Source organism: Aeromonas sp. QDB25, assembly GCF_027707725.1.
GTDB classification, from domain to species: Bacteria; Pseudomonadota; Gammaproteobacteria; order Enterobacterales; family Aeromonadaceae; genus Aeromonas; species Aeromonas caviae.
Window position 1 is genome coordinate 143,926 of the sequence record NZ_JAPCIZ010000001.1, and the last position, 18,125, is coordinate 162,050.

The 18,125-nt window shown below is 62.0% G+C and carries 16 protein-coding genes; 7 read left to right on the top strand and 9 right to left on the bottom strand.

All coding sequences use genetic code 11. The annotated features are described in order from the left end of the window. Positions 1-699 carry a DAPG hydrolase family protein gene (locus tag PG883_RS00705; protein WP_048207131.1) on the top strand — a complete coding sequence of 233 codons (699 nt, stop codon included), beginning with the start codon at positions 1-3 and terminating at the stop codon, positions 697-699. Positions 700-808: 109 nt separating this feature from the next. On the opposite strand, the gene frdD is transcribed toward PG883_RS00705, so the two are convergent. From frdD to mscM, 7 genes are all read right to left on the bottom strand, one after another. Further along, entirely contained in the window at positions 809-1,165 is a 357-nt protein-coding gene (frdD, locus tag PG883_RS00710) for a fumarate reductase subunit FrdD (RefSeq protein ID WP_010673803.1), read from the bottom strand. Positions 1,166-1,277: 112 nt separating this feature from the next. Continuing rightward, on the bottom strand, positions 1,278-1,676 hold the full coding sequence (locus PG883_RS00715) for a hypothetical protein (protein WP_010673804.1): 399 nt from the start codon (positions 1,674-1,676) through the stop codon (positions 1,278-1,280). A 16-nt stretch (positions 1,677-1,692) separates the two neighbouring features. After that, positions 1,693-2,427: a succinate dehydrogenase/fumarate reductase iron-sulfur subunit gene (locus PG883_RS00720; protein ID WP_042065016.1), complete on the bottom strand. Its 735-nt coding sequence runs from the start codon at positions 2,425-2,427 to the stop codon at positions 1,693-1,695. Further along, the gene (frdA, locus tag PG883_RS00725; RefSeq protein WP_270806845.1) at positions 2,420-4,204 is read right to left on the bottom strand and encodes a fumarate reductase (quinol) flavoprotein subunit; all 1,785 of its coding nucleotides are present in this window, start codon (positions 4,202-4,204) and stop codon (positions 2,420-2,422) included. The genes PG883_RS00720 and frdA overlap by 8 nt, the downstream gene beginning before the upstream one ends. A gap of 515 nt (positions 4,205-4,719) precedes the next feature. Beyond that, on the bottom strand, positions 4,720-6,597 hold the full coding sequence (locus PG883_RS00730) for a methyl-accepting chemotaxis protein (protein ID WP_010673807.1): 1,878 nt from the start codon (positions 6,595-6,597) through the stop codon (positions 4,720-4,722). Between the two features lie 156 nt (positions 6,598-6,753). Beyond that, a complete protein-coding gene (locus tag PG883_RS00735) occupies positions 6,754-7,431 on the bottom strand; it encodes a glycerophosphodiester phosphodiesterase (RefSeq protein WP_043156366.1) in 678 nt (225 codons plus the stop codon). A 29-nt stretch (positions 7,432-7,460) separates the two neighbouring features. Beyond that, positions 7,461-10,736, bottom strand: coding sequence for a miniconductance mechanosensitive channel MscM (gene mscM, locus PG883_RS00740; RefSeq protein WP_270806846.1), 3,276 nt, complete (start codon positions 10,734-10,736; stop codon positions 7,461-7,463). A 153-nt stretch (positions 10,737-10,889) separates the two neighbouring features. Here mscM and PG883_RS00745 point away from each other — a divergent pair, with 153 nt between their 5' ends. Continuing rightward, positions 10,890-12,224 carry an MATE family efflux transporter gene (locus PG883_RS00745; RefSeq protein WP_270806847.1) on the top strand — a complete coding sequence of 445 codons (1,335 nt, stop codon included), beginning with the start codon at positions 10,890-10,892 and terminating at the stop codon, positions 12,222-12,224. Between the two features lie 87 nt (positions 12,225-12,311). Here the strand turns inward: PG883_RS00745 and PG883_RS00750 are convergent, their stop codons facing one another. Then, a complete protein-coding gene (locus tag PG883_RS00750; RefSeq protein WP_010673811.1) occupies positions 12,312-13,139 on the bottom strand; it encodes a M23 family metallopeptidase in 828 nt (275 codons plus the stop codon). A 138-nt stretch (positions 13,140-13,277) separates the two neighbouring features. On the opposite strand from PG883_RS00750, the gene PG883_RS00755 reads away from it, so the two are divergent. Beyond that, positions 13,278-13,592: a hypothetical protein gene (locus tag PG883_RS00755; RefSeq protein ID WP_191967241.1), complete on the top strand. Its 315-nt coding sequence runs from the start codon at positions 13,278-13,280 to the stop codon at positions 13,590-13,592. A 40-nt stretch (positions 13,593-13,632) separates the two neighbouring features. Further along, positions 13,633-14,415 (top strand): BPSS1780 family membrane protein, encoded by a 783-nt coding sequence (locus PG883_RS00760; RefSeq protein ID WP_045525644.1) that lies wholly within the window; start codon positions 13,633-13,635, stop codon positions 14,413-14,415. A gap of 61 nt (positions 14,416-14,476) precedes the next feature. Here PG883_RS00760 and PG883_RS00765 read toward each other — a convergent pair whose 3' ends face one another. Next, on the bottom strand, positions 14,477-15,391 hold the full coding sequence (locus PG883_RS00765) for a LysR family transcriptional regulator (RefSeq protein ID WP_270806848.1): 915 nt from the start codon (positions 15,389-15,391) through the stop codon (positions 14,477-14,479). A 120-nt stretch (positions 15,392-15,511) separates the two neighbouring features. Between PG883_RS00765 and PG883_RS00770 the strand changes: the two genes are divergently transcribed. The 3 genes from PG883_RS00770 (at position 15,512) to oxyR (ending at position 18,120) form a co-directional block, all read left to right on the top strand. Then, positions 15,512-16,369 (top strand): Vmh family MBL fold metallo-hydrolase, encoded by an 858-nt coding sequence (locus PG883_RS00770; RefSeq protein WP_270806849.1) that lies wholly within the window; start codon positions 15,512-15,514, stop codon positions 16,367-16,369. A 74-nt stretch (positions 16,370-16,443) separates the two neighbouring features. Next, positions 16,444-17,088, top strand: coding sequence for a DsbA family protein (locus PG883_RS00775; RefSeq protein ID WP_270806850.1), 645 nt, complete (start codon positions 16,444-16,446; stop codon positions 17,086-17,088). A 135-nt stretch (positions 17,089-17,223) separates the two neighbouring features. Further along, the gene (oxyR, locus tag PG883_RS00780) at positions 17,224-18,120 is read left to right on the top strand and encodes a DNA-binding transcriptional regulator OxyR (RefSeq protein ID WP_010673817.1); all 897 of its coding nucleotides are present in this window, start codon (positions 17,224-17,226) and stop codon (positions 18,118-18,120) included. Positions 18,121-18,125: the final 5 nt, after the last annotated feature.

Consider the following 18,125-nt stretch of genomic DNA (forward strand, 5'->3'; position numbering starts at 1 on the left):
ATGCATCCTTCTGCCCTGTTTGCCCCCTGGGGCGTCAATGACATCAATGAGTTGCTCAGCCCGCAGCCCCTTCGCCTGGAAATGGGTCTGACCCGCAGCACCGACGGCCTGCTGACGGTCGCCATCCGCACCGATCTGCACGGCTGCAAGGGGCGCATGCTGGATTGGTGGTTCACCTTCTTCGAGACGACCCAGCACATCAGGTGGTGGCACCCCCACGATCATGTCGAGCACCGGGGCTGGGATCATCACTGGAAAAAAGGTGAGCGTTATGTGGGAGCCAGCATAGAGGCGGTGGAGTGGCTTGCCGAGCTGCCGCCGGTGGCGGCCCGCCTCAAGTTCCACGGCGCCGAAGAGGTGTTCGCCCCGCAATCGCTACAGGAGGCGCGGGAGACGCAGGCTCTCTCTGCCGCCATCTGCGCCCGTATCGGCTTTGGCGACGAGGTGGCGCTGGATGACAACGGTGCGCCGCTGGATGGCGAGATGCTGCACCTGGCGCGGGATACCCCATACGGCTGTGTGCTGCGCAGTCGTTTTCTGCTGGGCAAAGCCTGCGCCAACCCGTTTGACGAGGTGCCGGACGAGGTAGGCTTCAACCTGATGCGCCACTGCTACAGCGAGTTCAGTTATCTGGCGCAGTTTCTGCCGTCGCTCTACTACGCGGAAAACGGCCGTGAACCGGCTCCGCGACTCTGGTGACGGATGCCGAACGAGCGCGCAGGCCAGCTGCCGGGTGGAGATGAACAGCGGAAGATGGTCGTAAAAAAACCGGGCACTGGGCCCGGTTTGTCATGCAGTCAGGATGTGCTTACTGGAGCACCAGCACCATCAGCAGACCGACGGTGATGGCGGACACCAGGAAGGCGAAGCCATAGAACACATAGTGGTGCAGCTTGGTGGTGTGGATCCCCAAGTCATGCAGGCCGTGGTAGATACGGTGCATGCCGTGCCAGACGGGCAGGGCGATAATGACCAACAGGATGCAGGCACCCCACCAGGAGCTGGCGAATGCCAGCACGCGCTCGTAGCTCATGGTCTCCACGTCCATGATACCCATGGGCACCAGCAGACCTGTGATGAGGACAATGACCGGCAGCAGCATGGCAACCACCATGCCACCCGCACCAAACAGACCCCAGTAAATTGGCTCGTCAGAACGTCTCATATTTTTTCCTCAAATCATGATTGAGTGATCGTGGCCAACGTTTCTGAGTGAGAGCCCGGTACCAAACAGACACCAATAACCGGGTTCGTCAGAACGTCTTATGGTTTTCTCCTCAGGCCACGATGATCAGGACAAGCAGGGATACCGCCGCCAGCGCCACATACTGGGCGATGACGATCGGCTTCTCCGGCACCAGGTCTTCGCCACGGAAGATGCGCATGGCTTTCGGTGCCAGTGCGAACCAGGTCTTGGCGTGGAACAGGCAGGCTGCCAGGGCGATGACGTGGAACAGGATGGCAATGGGGCTCTGCAGGGATTCCAGCCAGCCGTTGAATGCCTCCTGACCCTGTACCAGGCGCAGCAGACCCCACATCAGCACGACGGCGTAGATGGAGACGAAGATGCTGGTGCCTTCGCGGATCATGTAACCGGTGTAGAAGGCATTCTTCAGCCACCAGTCTTTCTTCATCTCGCGCACGTAGGGCTTACGTTTGCTCTCAGTGTTGTTCATGGTCTCACTCCTGGTCTCAATCCGGCTTGAACATGGCGATCATGTAGTCCTTGGCGCTCTCGACCTTGCCAAGCTGGATGGCGGCGGCCGGATCCACGCCCTTCGGGCACACTTCGGAGCAGTAGCCCACGAAGGTACAGCCCCAGACGCCCTCATCCTGGCTGATGATCTTCATCCGCTCCCTGGACGCGCTGTCGCGGTTGTCGGCGTTGTAGCGATAGGCCAGTGCCAGGGCCGCCGGACCGGTGAACTTCTTGTTGATGCCATATTGCGGGCAGGCCGCGTAGCACAGACCGCAGTTGATGCACATGGAGAACTGGTGATACTTCGCCATGTCAGCCGGGGTCTGGGTGTACTCGCCATCGCACAGGCTGCGCGGCTCAGACGGGATGATGTAGGGCTTGATGCTCTCCAGCTTCTCGATGAAGTCGGACATGTCGACCACCAGATCGCGCTCGATGGGGAAGTTGTTGAGCGGCTCGATAGTCATCTTGCCCGGCAGGTAGTCCCGCAGGAAGGTCTTGCAACCGAGTTTCGGAATGCCGTTGACCATCATGCCGCAGGAGCCGCAGATCGCCATCCGGCAGGACCAGCGGAAGCTCAAGGTGGAGTCCAGATGATCCTTGATGTATTGCAGCGCATCCAGCAGGGACATCTCTTTGAGGTAGGGCACCTGGAAGGTCTGCATCCAGGGCTCGTTATCCTGCTCGGGACGGTAGCGCAGGATTTCAATTTCGATCATCTCAGCCATTCTTCTTAGCCTCGTCTTGTTTCTCACCCTCGGAACCGTACACGCGCTTGGCCGGTTGGGATTTAGTGATCTTCACATCGGAATAGTCGATGGTCGGGGCCCCTTCGCCGTTGTAGAAGGAGAGAGTGTGCTTGAGGAAGTTGACGTCATCGCGCTCCTCGTAACCGTCCAGACGCTGGTGGGAACCGCGGGACTCTTTGCGGTTGATGGCGGAGTGCGCCATGGCTTCCGCCACGTCCAGCATGTAGCCCAGCTCGATGGCGTACAGCAGGTCGGTGTTGAAGACCGAGGACTTGTCGTTGATCTTGATCTTCTTGTAACGGGCTTTCAGCTCGTTGATCTTGTCGATGGTGCCCTGCATCAGCTCTTCGGTACGGTAGATACCGACACCGGCTTCCATGGACATGCCCAGTTCGTTGCGGATATCCGCCGGGTTTTCGGTGCCGTCGATGTCCAGCAGGGAGAGGTGCTGCTTGATGAGCGCCTCGGCCTTGGCGACCAGTGCCTGGGTGTTGCCGTGTTGCTGGGTGGCGGCATATTCGGCTGCCTGCTCACCGGCCACCTTGCCGAAGACCACGATCTCGGACAGGGAGTTGGAACCCAGACGGTTGGCGCCGTGCAGACCGACGGAGGCACATTCGCCAGCGGCATAGAGACCGGCCAGACGAGTGGCGCACTTGCCGTCGGTTTCGATGCCACCCATGGTGTAGTGGGCGGTCGGACGTACCGGAATCGGCTCCTTGACCGGATCCACACCCACGTAGGCCTTGGCCAGTTCGCAGATGAAGGGCAGACGCTCCTTCAGGTACTTCTCGCCGAGGTGGCGCAGGTCGAGGTGAACCACGTCGCCCATCGGGCCCTGGATCACTCGGCCTTTCTGCTGCTCCTGCCAGAAGGCCTGGGAGAGGCGGTCACGGGGACCCAGCTCCATGTGTTTGTTCTTCGGCTGGCCGACCGGGGTTTCCGGGCCCAAGCCGTAGTCTTGCAGGTAGCGGTAGCCATCCTTGTTGAGCAGGATGCCGCCCTCACCACGACAACCTTCGGTCATCAGGATGCCGGTGCCCGGCAGACCGGTCGGGTGGTACTGGACGAACTCCATGTCGCGCAGCGGTACGCCGTGGCGGTAGGCCAGCGCCATGCCGTCACCGGTGACGATGCCGCCGTTGGTGTTGTAGCGATAGACACGGCCGGCGCCACCGGTGGCCAGAATGACGGATTTGGCCTGGATGAAGCGGGTGATGCCGTTCTGGATGTCAAAGGTCAGTACGCCCTGGACGCGGCCATCTTCCACGATGAGATCCATGCAGAAGTGCTCGTCAAAGCGCTTGATGCTCGGGTACTTGATGGAGGTCTGGAACAGGGTGTGCAGAATGTGGAAACCGGATTTGTCTGCCGCGAACCAGGTGCGGGGGATCTTCATCCCGCCGAAACGGCGCACGTTGGCCTTGCCGTCCGGCTTGCGGCTCCAGGGGCAACCCCAGTGCTCCAGCTGGATCATCTCGTTGGTGGCGTTGTTGACGAAGTAGTCGACCACGTCCTGCTCACACAACCAGTCGCCACCGGAGACGGTGTCGTTGAAGTGGTTTTCGAGGGAGTCATCATCACGGACGACACCGGCGGCGCCGCCCTCTGCGGCTACCGTGTGGCTGCGCATCGGGTAGACCTTGGAGATCAGGGCGATCTCCAGCTCCGGGTGAGCTTCCGCTATGGCGATTGCGGCACGCAGGCCACCACCACCAGCACCGATGATGGCGACATCGGTCTTGATAATATCCACATCTGCCTCCTTAGGGATAGATTTGCTGGGCACGATTTTGCTCTATGAAAAAAATTCAGGCTTGATGCAAGTCAAACTGGTCTGTTTTAGTGCTTGGCAATGGTGATCTTTATCAAAATCACCCCATTCCTTGGATGAAAACGCCGTAATTATCGCCATCCTGCAGTTATCGGTATCAGCCGCTGTCATTACTATGGTTATTTTAAGCTCAGGATTATACGTAGTTTTCTTTCAAAAAAATGAGAAATGCCTCTCTTTTTGGGTATTACCCATAAAGTTTTTAAGTTTTTTATCAAAACAGTTTAATGATAACTATTATCACGATGACATATCGATATTAGGCATCAAAAAAGTAATGCGAATATAGCCATGACAGACTGCGCCCGTCTCCCACACATGGGCAAAAGGAGATGTCGATCACAGGGTTGAGGGTCTCGAAAGGGGATTATAACCGTTGAAACAAAAAGGGTTTATAAAAAAAGGGGCCTGAACGGCCCCTTTCTTCCCATGGTCGATCAGATGCGGAACATGCCGACCTGATTATTCAATTCACCTGAAATATTTTTAAGCTGGGCCGACAGATTGCGGGAGCTGTCCGCATCCACTGCCAGCTCGTCCGAGACATCCTTGACCGCCTGGATGTTGCGGCTCACCTCGTCGGTGACGGCACGCTGTTCCTCGGCGGCGCTGGAGATCTGGGTCGCCATGTCGGAGATCTGGTTGATGGAGGTGGTGATCTGCTCCAGGGCCTGGGTCGCATCGTTGGCATCTTCCACGCTGTTCTGGGCCAGCAGCTGACCCTCGTGCATGGTACTGACGGCGCCCTGGGTGTTGCGCTGCAGGGTCTCGATCATGCTGCGGATCTCGACGGTGGAGCTGTGAGTGCGCTGGGAAAGCACCCGCACCTCGTCGGCCACCACCGCAAAGCCGCGCCCCTGCTCGCCAGCCCGGGCGGCCTCGATGGCGGCGTTGAGCGCCAGCAGGTTGGTCTGTTCGGCGATGCCCTGGATGGTGGAGAGGATGGTGTTGATCTCCTGGGCGTTCTTCTCCAGTTCCTGAATGATGCCGGAGGCCTGCTTGACCTGGGTGGCGAGATCCGTGATGGAGCGCTGGTTGCGGGCAATCACCTGCTTGCCGTGCTCGCAACTGCTGGAGGAGCTGCGGGCCGCTTCCGCGGTCTGCTCGGCATTGCTGGCCACTTCGACGGCGGTGGCGGACATCTCGTGCACTGCGGTCGCAATCTGGGAGATCTCGTTTTGCTGGCGGGCCAGCCCCTGGTTGGATTTCTCCGCCATGTCGTGGGAAGACCTGGCCTGCTGGTTGAGCTGGGTGGAGGAGTTGGAGATGTCCTGCACCATGACGTGGATGCGCTCGATGAAGGTGTTGACGTGCTTGGCGACGGTACCGACCTCGTCTTCACGCTCGATCTTGATGCGACGGGTGAGATCGCCGTTGCCGCGGGAGAGATCGGCAATTGCCTCGCCCAGGGTTTTCAGCGGCGCCAGGGAGCCGTTGATGGCGACATAGGAGAAGCCCGCCACGATGAGGATGGTCAGCAATCCCTGGATGAGGGCGGAGGTGACCATGCGGGAGACGGACTGGTAGGCGACCGCTTCGTCCACCACGATGCCGAAATACCAGTTGGTGTTGGGGATCTCGGTGAGGTCGAATACGCTCGCCTTGCCGCTGATATCCATCTCGGAGATGGTGTTGTCATGGGCCAGCTCGTTGACCTTGGCTGCCGTCAGCTCCGGGGAGATGGCGGTGGCGGGTTTGAGGGTCAGATCCTTGTCCGGGTGGGCGATGATGGTGCCGTTGCTGTCCACCAGAATGGCATAGGTGCCTTCCGAGTTCATGGCGAGCACGTCTTTCACCAGGCCGTCGATGGAGACGTCACCGGCGATGACGCCGTCGGTGTTGCCGCGACTGAAGGGCTCGGCGATGGTGATGATGAGCTGGCCGGTGGTGATGTCGGCATAGGGGGCCGTGATGGCGAGCTTGCCGGCGGCCATGGCGTCCTTGTACCAGGGGCGCTGGCGCGGATCATAGCCGGCCGGCAGATCGGTCGGCTTGCTCTGGATCATCCGGCCATCCTTGGTGCCCACGTAGACGAGATCGAAGTTGCCCGCATTCATGGACTGGGCCAGGTGGCTGAGGGGCTCGTCTTCCTTGGCGAAGGCTTCCTTGGTGGCGGTGACGAGATTGATGCGGGCGTCGAGCCAGCGGGAGATCCCCTTGACGTTGGCGACCGAGCTGTCGTCGATGAAGCTCCAGATCAGCCGCTGGGTTTCACTGCGCAACTGGGAGGTGTTGTACCAGACCTGCAGGCCGGTGATGACCAGAATGATGGCCCCGATGGAGAGGACCAGCTTGTTCTTGATGGATAGGTTCATGTTTACATCCTTGTGAGCGTCAGTCAGAGATCCATGGTGTTTGTTATTGTTATGAGCCAACTCTGTATCGGCTGGCTATGGACTTTATGTATCCCGGTGCACCGCATTTTTTCAATTCTTTTCACCTCCTTGTGGCCTGCCAGGGCGCGCCGATACTCAGCTGAATCGATCTGGTCGGTTGGTGAAGATGCCATCGACACCCATGCTGGCGAGGGCGCTCCCATCACTCACTTCGTCGACTGTATAGACCAGGATCTTGAGCCCCCGGCGATGGGCATCCGCCACCAGGGTCTCGTCGACGAAATCCACGTCGCAGTTCAGTGACCAGGCCCCCAGCGTCTCGGCGAAGGCGGCGCCGTCGAGAGGCAGGCTGGCCGTGAGGGCGCCGATCCTGATTTCCGGTCGCAGTCCCTTGAAGCGTAACAGCTCGGGATGATGAAAGGAGGAAACGATCCAGTGCGCCTGGGTAAAGCCAAGCTCGGCCTCGGCCCGCCTGGTCAGGGCGGCCACCGGCTCGGCGGTGTGGGCGCCCTTTAGCTCGATGTGCAGTTCGCAGCGCCCCGCCACCAGTGCCATCACCTGCCACAGGGTCGGGATCCGCTCCCCGTCCCCCGCATCCAGGCTCGCCAGGTACTCCCGGGATTGCCCGGTCAGCACACCCTGGCCGTTGGTGCAGCGCTCCAGCCGCCGGTCGTGGAAGACCCAGAGCTCTCCGTCGGCCCACTGCACGTCCAGTTCGATGGCTTTGGCACCCAGATCCAGCGCCAGGCTCATCGCCTTGAGGGTATTCTCCGGGGCCAGGCCGCTGGCACCGCGATGGGCAATGATCTGCATGATGGCTCCTGTTGTCGTCTTTGGCGGCTTCATCCCCGGCTCATCCGGATGTCGATCTGCTGATGTGGCAGATGCATGCCGACCTGGCCGAGTTTCTCCAGGATCAGGGAATGTACCTCGTGTGTAATGGGCATCCGGTGATCCATGTTGTTGACGTAGAGCCGGATCTCGTAGATGAGGGCCGAGTCGGTGAACTCGATGAGGAACACCTCCGGGGCGGGCGTATCCAGCACCAGGGTGGACTCGCGCACGCTCTGCTCCAGCAGTTGCTGTACCTGCTTGGGATTCTGGGTCAGGCCGATGCGAATGCGCAAGCGGACCCGGGTGATGGCATCGGACAGGGACCAGTTGATGAACTGCTCGGTGATGAAGGCCTTGTTGGGGACGATGATCTCCTTCCTGTCCCAGTCCACTATGGTGGTGGCGCGGGTCTTGATCTTGGTGACGGTGCCGGTGAGATCCCGGATGGTGACGGTGTCACCCAGGCGGATTGGTTTTTCGAACAGGATGATGAGGCCGGAGACGAAGTTGGCGAAGATCTCCTGCAACCCAAAGCCCAGCCCTACGGAGAGTGCTGCCACCAGCCACTGGGTCTTGGACCAGTCGATGCCGAGCATGGAGAAGCCGGTGAGGGCGCCAATCAGCAGTACCAGGTACTTGCTCACCGTGGTGAGGGCGAAGCCGGTGCCGGGGGAGAGGCTCAGGTGCTGGAGCAGGGTGAGCTCCATCAACCCTGGCAGGTTGCGGGCGGTGACCACCGTCAGGATGAAGGCGAAGACGGTCAGCATCAGATCCTGCAGGGTGATGGCGGAGAGCTGCTCGATGCCGGCCACCTTGCTGCTCACCTGCCACACCTCGATGCTGCTGAGGAAGCTGAATGCCGAGTTGAGATCCGACCATTGCACCACCACCAGCATGGTGAAGCCCAGCATCAGCAGGGTGCGCACCAGGCCGAGGGACTGGGCGCTGATGGTATCCAGATCCAGCTCGGGCTCCTCCACCACATCGGGGATCTCGGAGCTGAGATCGTCCTCTTCCCGCTCCCGCTGCGCCAGGATCTCGGCCCGCTTCTGCTTGGCGCGATCGAAGGCGAGTCGGCGGCGCTGGATCAGCATCCAGCGGTGGGCCAGATAGTAGACGAGCAGGCAGCCGAGCCCCGCCAGCAGGCTCAGCTCCAGCTGGCGCAGCAGGGTGCGGGAGGTGTAGAAGTAGCCGAACAGGGCGCCCAGCACCGCCAGCAGCGGGGCCAGCATCAGGCTGTTCCAGATGAAGTGGTGCAGCAGATGGGGCTTGGTCATGTCTGCCTGACCCCAGGTGAGGGGCAGTTTTTCCCGGTTGAGGCGGGCAAAGAAGAGCAGCAGCCAGAGGGCCCCGATGATGAAGGCGAGGCGTCCCAGGGAGTCGTAGAAGGCGTGCTCCTGATAGCTGCTCGCCATGCCCTGCACGAAGAAGCTCGGGATCAGCACCAGCAGCAAGGTACGAAATTGTCCCCATACTCGCTGCACCCGCTCCTTCTGCCAGCGGAAGTGGAGGATGAGGATCCCCTTCTCCAGAGTGAGGTGGCGCGCCACCAGCAGGGCCAGCAGCAGGAACCAGATTTCACCCAGGCCCCTGGCCACCGCCACCGCGAAGGGATATTGCCAGGCGCCGTCCAGCAGGCCGTGCACCATGAGCACCATGGCGGGCAGCGGCAGGGCGGCGAGCACGGAGCGCACCAGCAACCGGCTGGTGAGGCTGAACTTGTCCTGGGTTACCTTGCCGATGCGCGGGGCAATGTACTGGCTGTATTGAATGAGGTGGCGGGCCAGTTTCAGCCAGCACCAGGCCAGCCCCAGCAGCCCGAGGCCAGCCAGGGTCAGGCTCAGGGGGTTGTTCTCGGCGATGGCCCTGGGCAGTTGCAGCCAGTTGGTCGGGTTGAAGGCAAGGCCGAGGGCGGCCGGGACGCCGAGCAGCACCGCCGGGCTCAGGGGGCGCACGTCCGGCATCCAGAACAGATGGCTGGCGCTGAGTTCGCGGATCTCGTCGATCTTGCTGTTCTGACGGCTGTAGAGCAGCTTGAGGCGGGTCTGCTCCTGAATGAGGGTGTCGGAGGCATCGTTGAGCCGGGTCAGCAGTTGCCGCCTCGCCTTGAGCAGGTTGTCCAGCACGGCGCGCTGGGCCCTGTCCAGGGTGATGCCGTCTCCACTGAGCAGGCTGTTGCGCAGCTGGACCGGATCCTTCAGGGCATCCTGCTCGGTCTCGTACTGGTATTTGGCCATACGCGCCTTGACGATGGCGGACTCCAGCCGCTCCAGCGGGAAGTAGGCGGGCAGATCGGCCAGCTTGCTGCGCAGGTTCTCGCCGTAGGCGTTGCTTATCTGCAACCACTCCAGCTGTTCGCGCACCGAATTGACCAGCTCGTTGAGCCCGGAGAGGGAGGTGTCCACCCCCCGTTGCTCGTCCTGCACCCGTTCAATCTGGTCCTCGAGGGCCCCCAGTTGGAGGGAGAGGGCCTGGTTTTGCTGCTGTTGCTCCTGCAAGAGGGGGAGGTCAGAGGTGAGCTGGCGGCGCAGGCGTTCGCTCTCGGCCAGGGCCTGCTCGGTCTTGTCCCGGCGCAGCTGGTTCTGCTGGGCAAGCAGACTGGTCTGCCACTCATCCTCGTCGGTGATGGCGAGGTTGAGCTCCTGCAGCTTGAGCTTGCCCAGATCGTTGCGCTGCTGGGCGGAGAGCTGCTCCAGCTCCAGCATCTGGATCCGGTCGGAGAGGCTCTGCTCTTTGAGTCGGGTGGCCAGTTGCTGGGCCTCCTGCAACCTGTCCGACTCGTTGCTGAAGCTCAGGCGATCGAGCAGGGAGCGGGTCTGGAGCAACTGCTTGCGCAACTCGTCGACCCGCAGGTGATATTCCTGGCCCGTGCTCTCAAGCTGGTTGAGGCTGTCGGTCACCGCCTGACGCTCCTTGCGCAGGTTGAGCTGGCGGTTGCTGCTCAGGCTGATGGCCTGGCGCAGGGCATCCTCCTTGAGGGAGGAGAGGGACGGGCGGGACTGGGGCTGATAGTTGTGCAGCCCCTCCTTGAGACGGGCGGACTCCTTGGGGTAGTCGATGAGGATCTGCTGGTAGGCCTTGCCCTGTTCCCGGTAGCGCTGGGCATCCCGGGCATATTGCAGGGCCTGCTGGTAGCTCTCCCGCAGTTGCTGATTTTCCGGGGTATCCGTCTTGGGGATGCTTTGCAGCAGCTCCTCTACCTGAGTGATGGCATCATCAGCCTGGACAGCGGAGAAGGGGAACAGGCTGAGACAGAGCATCAGACAGAGCAGGCGTTGCAACATGGCGCACGTTTCCGTTCAGGAGAAGTCGCCCTAGCCTAAAGCAGGGGCCGGGGCGGGTAAAGCCCTCAAGATGAATGATCCACGGCACAAATAACGGGTGATCCGGGTCTTGTTTGGCTATTATTCTGGCCGTTCCCCTTCATTGAGCAATTTATGTCCTCCGTCGATCTGGGCACGGCCCCCCTTTCCCGCCTCTTCTTGCGTTACGTCACCCCCACGGTGGCCGCCATGCTGGTCACCGGCATCTATGTCACCATTGACGGCATCTTCGTCGGCCATATCCTGGGCCAGGACGGGCTGGCCGGCATGATGCTGGCGTACCCCATCTGCGCCGTGCTCTACGCGGTAGGGGCCCTGATCGGCATGGGATCCTCGTCGCTGGCCTCCTTCTATCTGGGCAAGGGGGAGCAGGCCAGGGCGCGCCACATCGTCGGCAATGCCCTGGTGATGGTGCTCATCGCCTCCGCGCTGCTCGCCTTCATTGGCATTCGTTACGGCAAGGCCATGCTTGTCTGGATGGGGGCGCAGGGGGTCATCTTCGACGCAGGCTTCGCCTATCTGCAGTGGTACGCCTGGCTCGGGGTGTTCGCGGTGCTCTCCATGGCCTTTACCGCCCTGCTGCGCAACGACGGGCGACCCGGCCTCACCACCTGGATCCTGGTGGGGGGCGGCGTGCTCAACGTGCTGCTCGACTACCTGCTAATGGCGGTGATCCCCTGGGGGCTGGCGGGGGCCGCCATCGCGACCATGCTCTCCCAGGCGGTCACCGGGGGCCTGTGCCTGTGGCACTTCTTCACCCCCCGCAGCCAGTTGCGCATTCGCTGGGATACCCTGGTGCCCGACTGGCGGCTGATGGGGGAGACATTGCGACTCGGGGTGTCGAGTTTTCTGATGTACCTCTACCTCTCGGTGGTGCTGGCGCTGCACAACAAGGCGCTGCTCTTGGTGGGCACTTCGCTGCACGTGGCCGCCTATGGGGTCATCAGCTACAGCGAGGCCTTCTTCTATCTCATCTTCGAGGGGATCGCCATGGGCATCCAGCCTATCGCCAGCTTCAATGCCGGGGCGGGCAACTGGGCACGGGTGCTGCGGGTGCGTAACCTGGCATTGGGAGTGACCATGGCGGTGGCATTGTGCGGGATGATCCCGCTGTATCTGTGGCCGGAGGCAGTGGTTTATCTGTTTGCGGGGGACAATGCTGCCCTGTTGCCGGTGGCCAGCCTCGGTATCTGGCTCTACTTCTGGGGACTGCCCATGGAAGGCTTGCTGCTGGTGGGGGCCACCTATTTCCAGGCCATCAACCGGGCCCGCATCGCTTCCCTGCTCACCGGCGGCAAGCTGGTGCTGATCGGCGGTTTCCTGTGGGGCTTCTCCTCCCTGTGGGGAGTGGCCGGTGTCTGGCTGGCGCTGCCCACTTGCAGCACTCTGCTGGTCCTGGTGATGTGGCGGGCGATGAACAGGGAGGGGCGCCAGCACAGCGCTGCCTGAGATGTGGTCATGCGTCCATGAAAAAGGCAGCCTTGGCTGCCTTTTTCATTTTGAGTGCCCCTGCCTGTGGGCGGCAGGTCGCCGGCCTCAGGGCTTGAAGGCGCCGATAAAGATGGCGGGGTCGACGCGGGCGTCGTTGAGGCTGACGTTCCAGTGCATGTGGGGACCGGTGGCGCGGCCGGTGGCGCCGACCCGGCCGACGATGCCGCCGCGGGGCAGGCTCTGGCCCAGCTTCACGTCCACCTTCGACATGTGACAGAACATGCTGATGAGGCCCTGGCCGTGGTCGACGAACACCGTATTGCCGTTGAAGAAGTAGTTGCCGATGAGGATGACCTTGCCAGCGGCTGGTGCCTTGATGGGAGTGCCGGCTCCGACCGCGAAGTCGAGGCCGGAGTGGGGGTTGCGCTCCTCGCCGTTGAAGAAGCGGCGCAGCCCGAAGGGGCTGGAGAGCGGGCCCTGGACCGGCTTGTCAAACAGCAGGTTGCTCGGCTGAGCCGGGCTGAAGGTCTGGTAGGCGCGGGTCTGTTCGGCAAGCTCCCGGTTGATGCGGGTCATGTCTTCGGCCAGCGGATTGACCTGGCGGCTGTTCTTGAGCTTGATGTGCTGCTCACGGTAGTGCTTGGTGCCGACTTTGAAACTCAAGGTGCGGCCATCGCTGGTGGTCACCTGATGGGGGCCGGGCGCGCTCTTGAGCGGGATGCCGACGATGGCGATCCACGTCTTCCCGTCTTCCTGTACCACCAGCACAGGCTTGTCCTGATAGCGCACTGCGGGCGCCTTGGCCCCGCTTCCCAGTGGTACCACGGCCACGCCCCCCGGCACCGGGTGGTTGAGCAGGCGGCTGATAAACCCCGGTTCGGCGTGAAGCGCAGGGCTGCCGAGCAGCAGGAGAAGAAAGAAGAGGCGGCGCATGATGGCTCCATCGGATCAGGGGGAAAGCAAGAGGGGGGGAGATGATGCCACATTCTGGCGGTGCTGTCCGTCAACCGTGGCCGATAAACTCGTCGGCTGCGGCCCAGAAAGACGCAACGGACACGCCATTGCAGCGAGGTGAATGCTCTGGTTGCGGGTGCCCGCCTTCCCTTCGACCTTGCCAGCCTGAGCATGGGCCGCTGCGCTACCGCATCTTGGGGGCGCTCGCGAGCGACAACAGCTTCACCACCAGCCAGGCCGGGTCGCGGTGGGCATGGCCGGACAGGGGCCCTGACCCCTATTCCATTCGATACCGCCATCGCGGTACCCTACTCGGCGGCGACCCAGGTCACCGACTACAAGGTGAGGCTCTACCCGACCCGGCTGCCGGGCCAGGTAGTACGCACCGGTCCCTACACCGGCACCATCATGGTCACGGTGAGCGTGCCCTGAGGAGACGCCGCTTCGCCCCTATTTTTCGACGAGGTCAATGATGAACAGTGACAGGGCCCTGCGCCACGAACCCAAACGCCATGGCATAGGACAGGGCTGGATCTGGATCCGCACCGGATTCGACATCTTCAACAAGGGGATGGGTGCCAGCGTGGCCATGATAGTGCTCTGGTTTGTGGTGGGCATCGTGCTGGATCAGCTGCCGGCGGGGGGCTTGATCTCCCAGTTGCTCTACATGGTGTGGGGGGCTGGCTGGGTGGCGGTGGCGCGGCGGGGGCACCATGGGGAGGCGCTGCAGTTTGGCGACTTCTTTGCCGGTTTCCGCCATCGGTTGACCCCCTTGATGCTGGGGGGCCTGATGGTGCTCGGCCTCATCATGGGGATCCTGATGATCTGCGTGTTCCTGCTGCACCAGTGGGGACTCACCGGCCTGTTGTCCGCGGATCCGGGCTCCCTGGCGCTGACCCCGGAGCAGGCACAGGGCTTCCTCGTCTGCGCCCTGGTGGGATTGGCACTGTTCGTTCCCGTGCTGATGGCCATCACCTTCGCCCCCGCCCTTATCCTCTTCCATCAGGTCGGGGTCTGGCAGGCAGCCAGGCTCAGCTTCAAGGGATGTCTGCGCAACATGTGGCCCTTCCTCTGGTGGGGGCTGCTCGGGGCCGTGCTGATCTTCTTTGGCGCACTCCTGATGCTGGTGGGCCTGCTGGTGGTGCTGCCTGCCATCAACTACTCCATCTATGCCGCCTATCACGACATCTATCTGGAGGATCAGGAGGCCGAGGAGGGAGAGACCCCGGTCAAGGCATTCGGTTTCGAAGCCTGACCGGGCACAGGATGGAGCAAAGAGGGGCCGCGAGGCCCCTTTTTTGTGCGGCTCGCAGGGATCAGAGAGAGGGAGGGGCTTCCTGCCACAGGGGATCGTCCGCCATCCGCTCCACGAGAAAGTCGAGGAAGCTGCGCAGCAGGGGGGACATCTGTTTGCGGGTGCCATAAACGGCATAGACGCCGAGGCGCTTGGGCTGCCACGGGGTGAGCAGGGGGACCAGGGCGCCGCTTGCCAGATGGGGGTGAACCGAGTAGGCGGGTTGCAGGCTGATCCCCGCCCCTTCTAGGGTGGCGGCCAGCAGCAGGTTGGAGATGTTGGCGCTGAGGTTGCCGCTCACCGGGACGGATTCGGGACCATCGGGCCCCAGAAACTCCCACAGGCTCTTGCCGAAATAGGTGTAGGTGAGGCAGTTGTGCAGTGCCAGATCCTGCACCTGCTGCGGCGGAGCATGGCGGGCCAGGTAGGCGGGACTGGCGCACACCACCGAGTGGCAGGTGCCGAGCCTGCGGGCCACCAGGTTGGGATCGAGGTCGTTGGTGATGCGCAGGGCGAGATCGATTCGCTCCTCCACCAGATTGACTGTCCGGTCCAGCAGCAGGATGTCGATCGCCGTGCCGGGGTAACGGGCCAGGTAGTCGTTCGCTGCCCCGACCAGCAGGGCTTCGGAGAGAGAGTAGCTGCAGGTGATGCGCAGTTGCCCCTTGGGGGCCTCGTCATGGCGGATGGTCAGGTGTTCCATCTCTTCCCCCAGGGCCAGCATGGCTCTGGCCCGGTTCAGCGCCTCTTCTCCTGGCCCGGTCAGGCTCAGCCGGCGGGTGGTGCGGTGCAGCAATCTGGCCCCCATCCAGCGTTCCAGCTCGGCCAGGTAGCGCGACACCATGGCACGGGACATCTCCAGTTTCTCCCCGGCGCCGCTTAGGCTGCCCTGTTCCACTACGCAGACAAAGACCCGCAATGCGGTCAGCCTATCCATCTTGTGCCCCTATATGCTCGATTTGTGCAACAGTGATGCGCCTATTATGCGGTATTTGTATCGATGGTGATGCAATAAACTGCGCTCATTCCATTAATCCACACCGATGAGCGTTATCTGATGAACAACACACTGCGTACCCTGACCCTGACCAGCCTCCTGATGACGGGTTCCGCCCTGGCGGCCCCCCTGACCGTGACCGTCTACAACCCCGGCGAGAAGGCCATCTTCCCCGTCTCCTCCTCACTGGTAACCGGTGACAAAGAGGCCATCCTGATCGATGCCCAGTTCGATGTGCAACATGGTCAGGCGCTGGTGGACATGATCAAGAAGAGCGGCAAGAAGCTGACCACTGTCTATATCAGTGCCGGTGACCCCGACTTCTACTTCGGTCTGGAACCCGTCATGGCTGCGTTCCCGGATGTCAAGGTGCTGGCCGACCAGCATGTGGTCGACCATATCAAGCAGACCAAGGATGCCAAGCTGAGCTACTGGGGCCCGATCCTGGGCAAGGATGCACCCAAGAGCCTGACCGTGCCGCAAGTGATGACGGCCAGCCACCTGACGCTGGATGGCGAGAAGATTGACATCAAAGAGATGAACACCCCGAATGCTTACCTCTGGGCCCCTTCCATCAAGACGGCCTTTGGTGGTGTGCCGGTCTACAGCGGTGTACACGTCTGGATGGCGGACAGCCAGTCCAAGGCCGCTCGCAGCCACTGGGTCAAGGCGCTGAACAATCTGCTGGCGCTGAAACCTGAGCGCGTGGTGCCGGGTCACTTCCTGGGGACTGCGCCCAAGGGTACCGAAGCCGTGACCTTCACCCGTGACTACGTGCAGCGCTTTGAGCAAGCGCTGGCCAAGACCAAGCACTCCGGCCAGCTGATTGAAGCGCTGAAGAAGGCTTACCCCTCCCTGCCGGTCGATGATGGCCTGGCCATCGGTGCCAAGGTCAATACCGGCGAGATGAAGTGGTAACTCCCTGACGCCTACATCCCTGTGTTTTTTTCCGGGCCCGAGGGCCCGGTTTTTTATCCAGCATTGAAGCGAGAATGATGATGAACGAAGCGCAAACAACCCTCCATTATGTCTATGACCCCCTCTGTGGCTGGTGCTATGGCGCCGCCCCCCTGCTGAAAGCCGCTGCCGAGATCCCGGGCCTTCGCATCGAACTGCATGGGGGGGGCCTCTGGATGGGCACCAGGCGCCAGGCCATGGGACAGCCCCTGCGGGACTATGTGCGCCCCCATGACGAGCGCATCCACACCCTCACCGGACAGCGCTTTGGTGAGCGCTACTTCAACGAGCTTCTGCTCAACGAGTCACTGCTCCTCGACTCCGAGCCGCCCATACGCGCCGTTCTGGCGGTGAGCGAGCTTGGCGGCGACGGCCTTGCCTTGTTGCACCGCATCCAGGAAACCCACTACCGGGATGGGGAATGGGTCGGTTCCCCGACACGGCTGGCGGCGCTCGCGCGGGAGCAGGGGCTGACACCGGAAGCATTCGCCCTGGCCTTTGGTCGGGTCGATCTTGTGGGCCATCTGGCCACAAGCCAGGCGTGGCTGCGCCGCCTCGGCGGGCAGGTGTTCCCGACCCTGGGATTGATGCAAGGGGAGCGCGTCGTTGAGCTGCCTGTCTCCTCCTATCTGGGAGAGCCAGCGGCGTTCGCGGATCACATCACCTCTCTGATGGGGTGAGTCTCTCGCCCATCGCCTGCGGCTTGTCAAAGGAGAGGGAGAGGGAGAGGGCAGACCCGTCTGCGCGCCTCCCTTGTCCCCCGCACTGTTCTTGTGCATGCTATCGGCCTCATTGAACGGCAGGATGCAGTACCTATGAACCTTCGCGATCTCGAATATCTGGTAGCGCTGGAAGAGGAGAAACACTTTCGCAAGGCAGCGGAGCGCTGCTTTGTCAGCCAGCCGACCCTGAGTGGCCAGCTGCGCAAGCTGGAAGATGAACTGGGAGTGATCCTCATCGAGCGCACCTCCCGCAAGGTGCTGTTCACGCCCGCCGGCGATGCCATGGCCCGTCAGGCGCGCAAGGTGCTCAAAGAGGCGCGAGAGCTCAAGAGCATAGGCCAGCACTTCGCCGAGCCCATGTCCGGCGAGATCCACATCGGTTTTATTCCCACCGTGGGCCCCTACCTGCTGCCCCACATCATCCAGGATCTGCGTGAACACTTCCCCAAGCTGGAGTTCTACCTCTACGAAGATCAGACCCAAGTGCTGCTCAAGCGGCTGGAGGAGGGGGAGCTGGATTGCCTCGTGCTGGCGGAGCTGGAAGGGATGGAGGGGTTTGGCGCCATCCCCCTCTATCAGGAGCCCATGTGGCTGGCCGTGCCCCAGCATCACCCGGAGGCGAGCGCCAAGGCGGTGCCCCTGCACAATCTCAAGGGCAAGAAATTGCTGATGCTGGCCGACGGTCACTGCTTGCGGGATCAGGCGATGGGTTTCTGTTTTGCCGCGGGCATCGGTGAGGATCAGCGCTTCAAGGGCACCAGTCTGGAGACCCTGCGCAACATGGTCGCCGCTGGCAGCGGCATGACGCTGGTGCCCAGGCTCGCCGTGCCCGCCAACCCGGAGGAGGGGGGCGTCAGCTATCGCCCGGTGATCAACCCCGTGCCGGGGCGCACCATCTCCCTGCTATATCGTCACTACTCGGTTCGCCGCCCCTGCTTCAATGAGCTGGCGGCCCGCATCTCGAGTCTGATGAAAGCCCTGCTGGGCTGACGCAG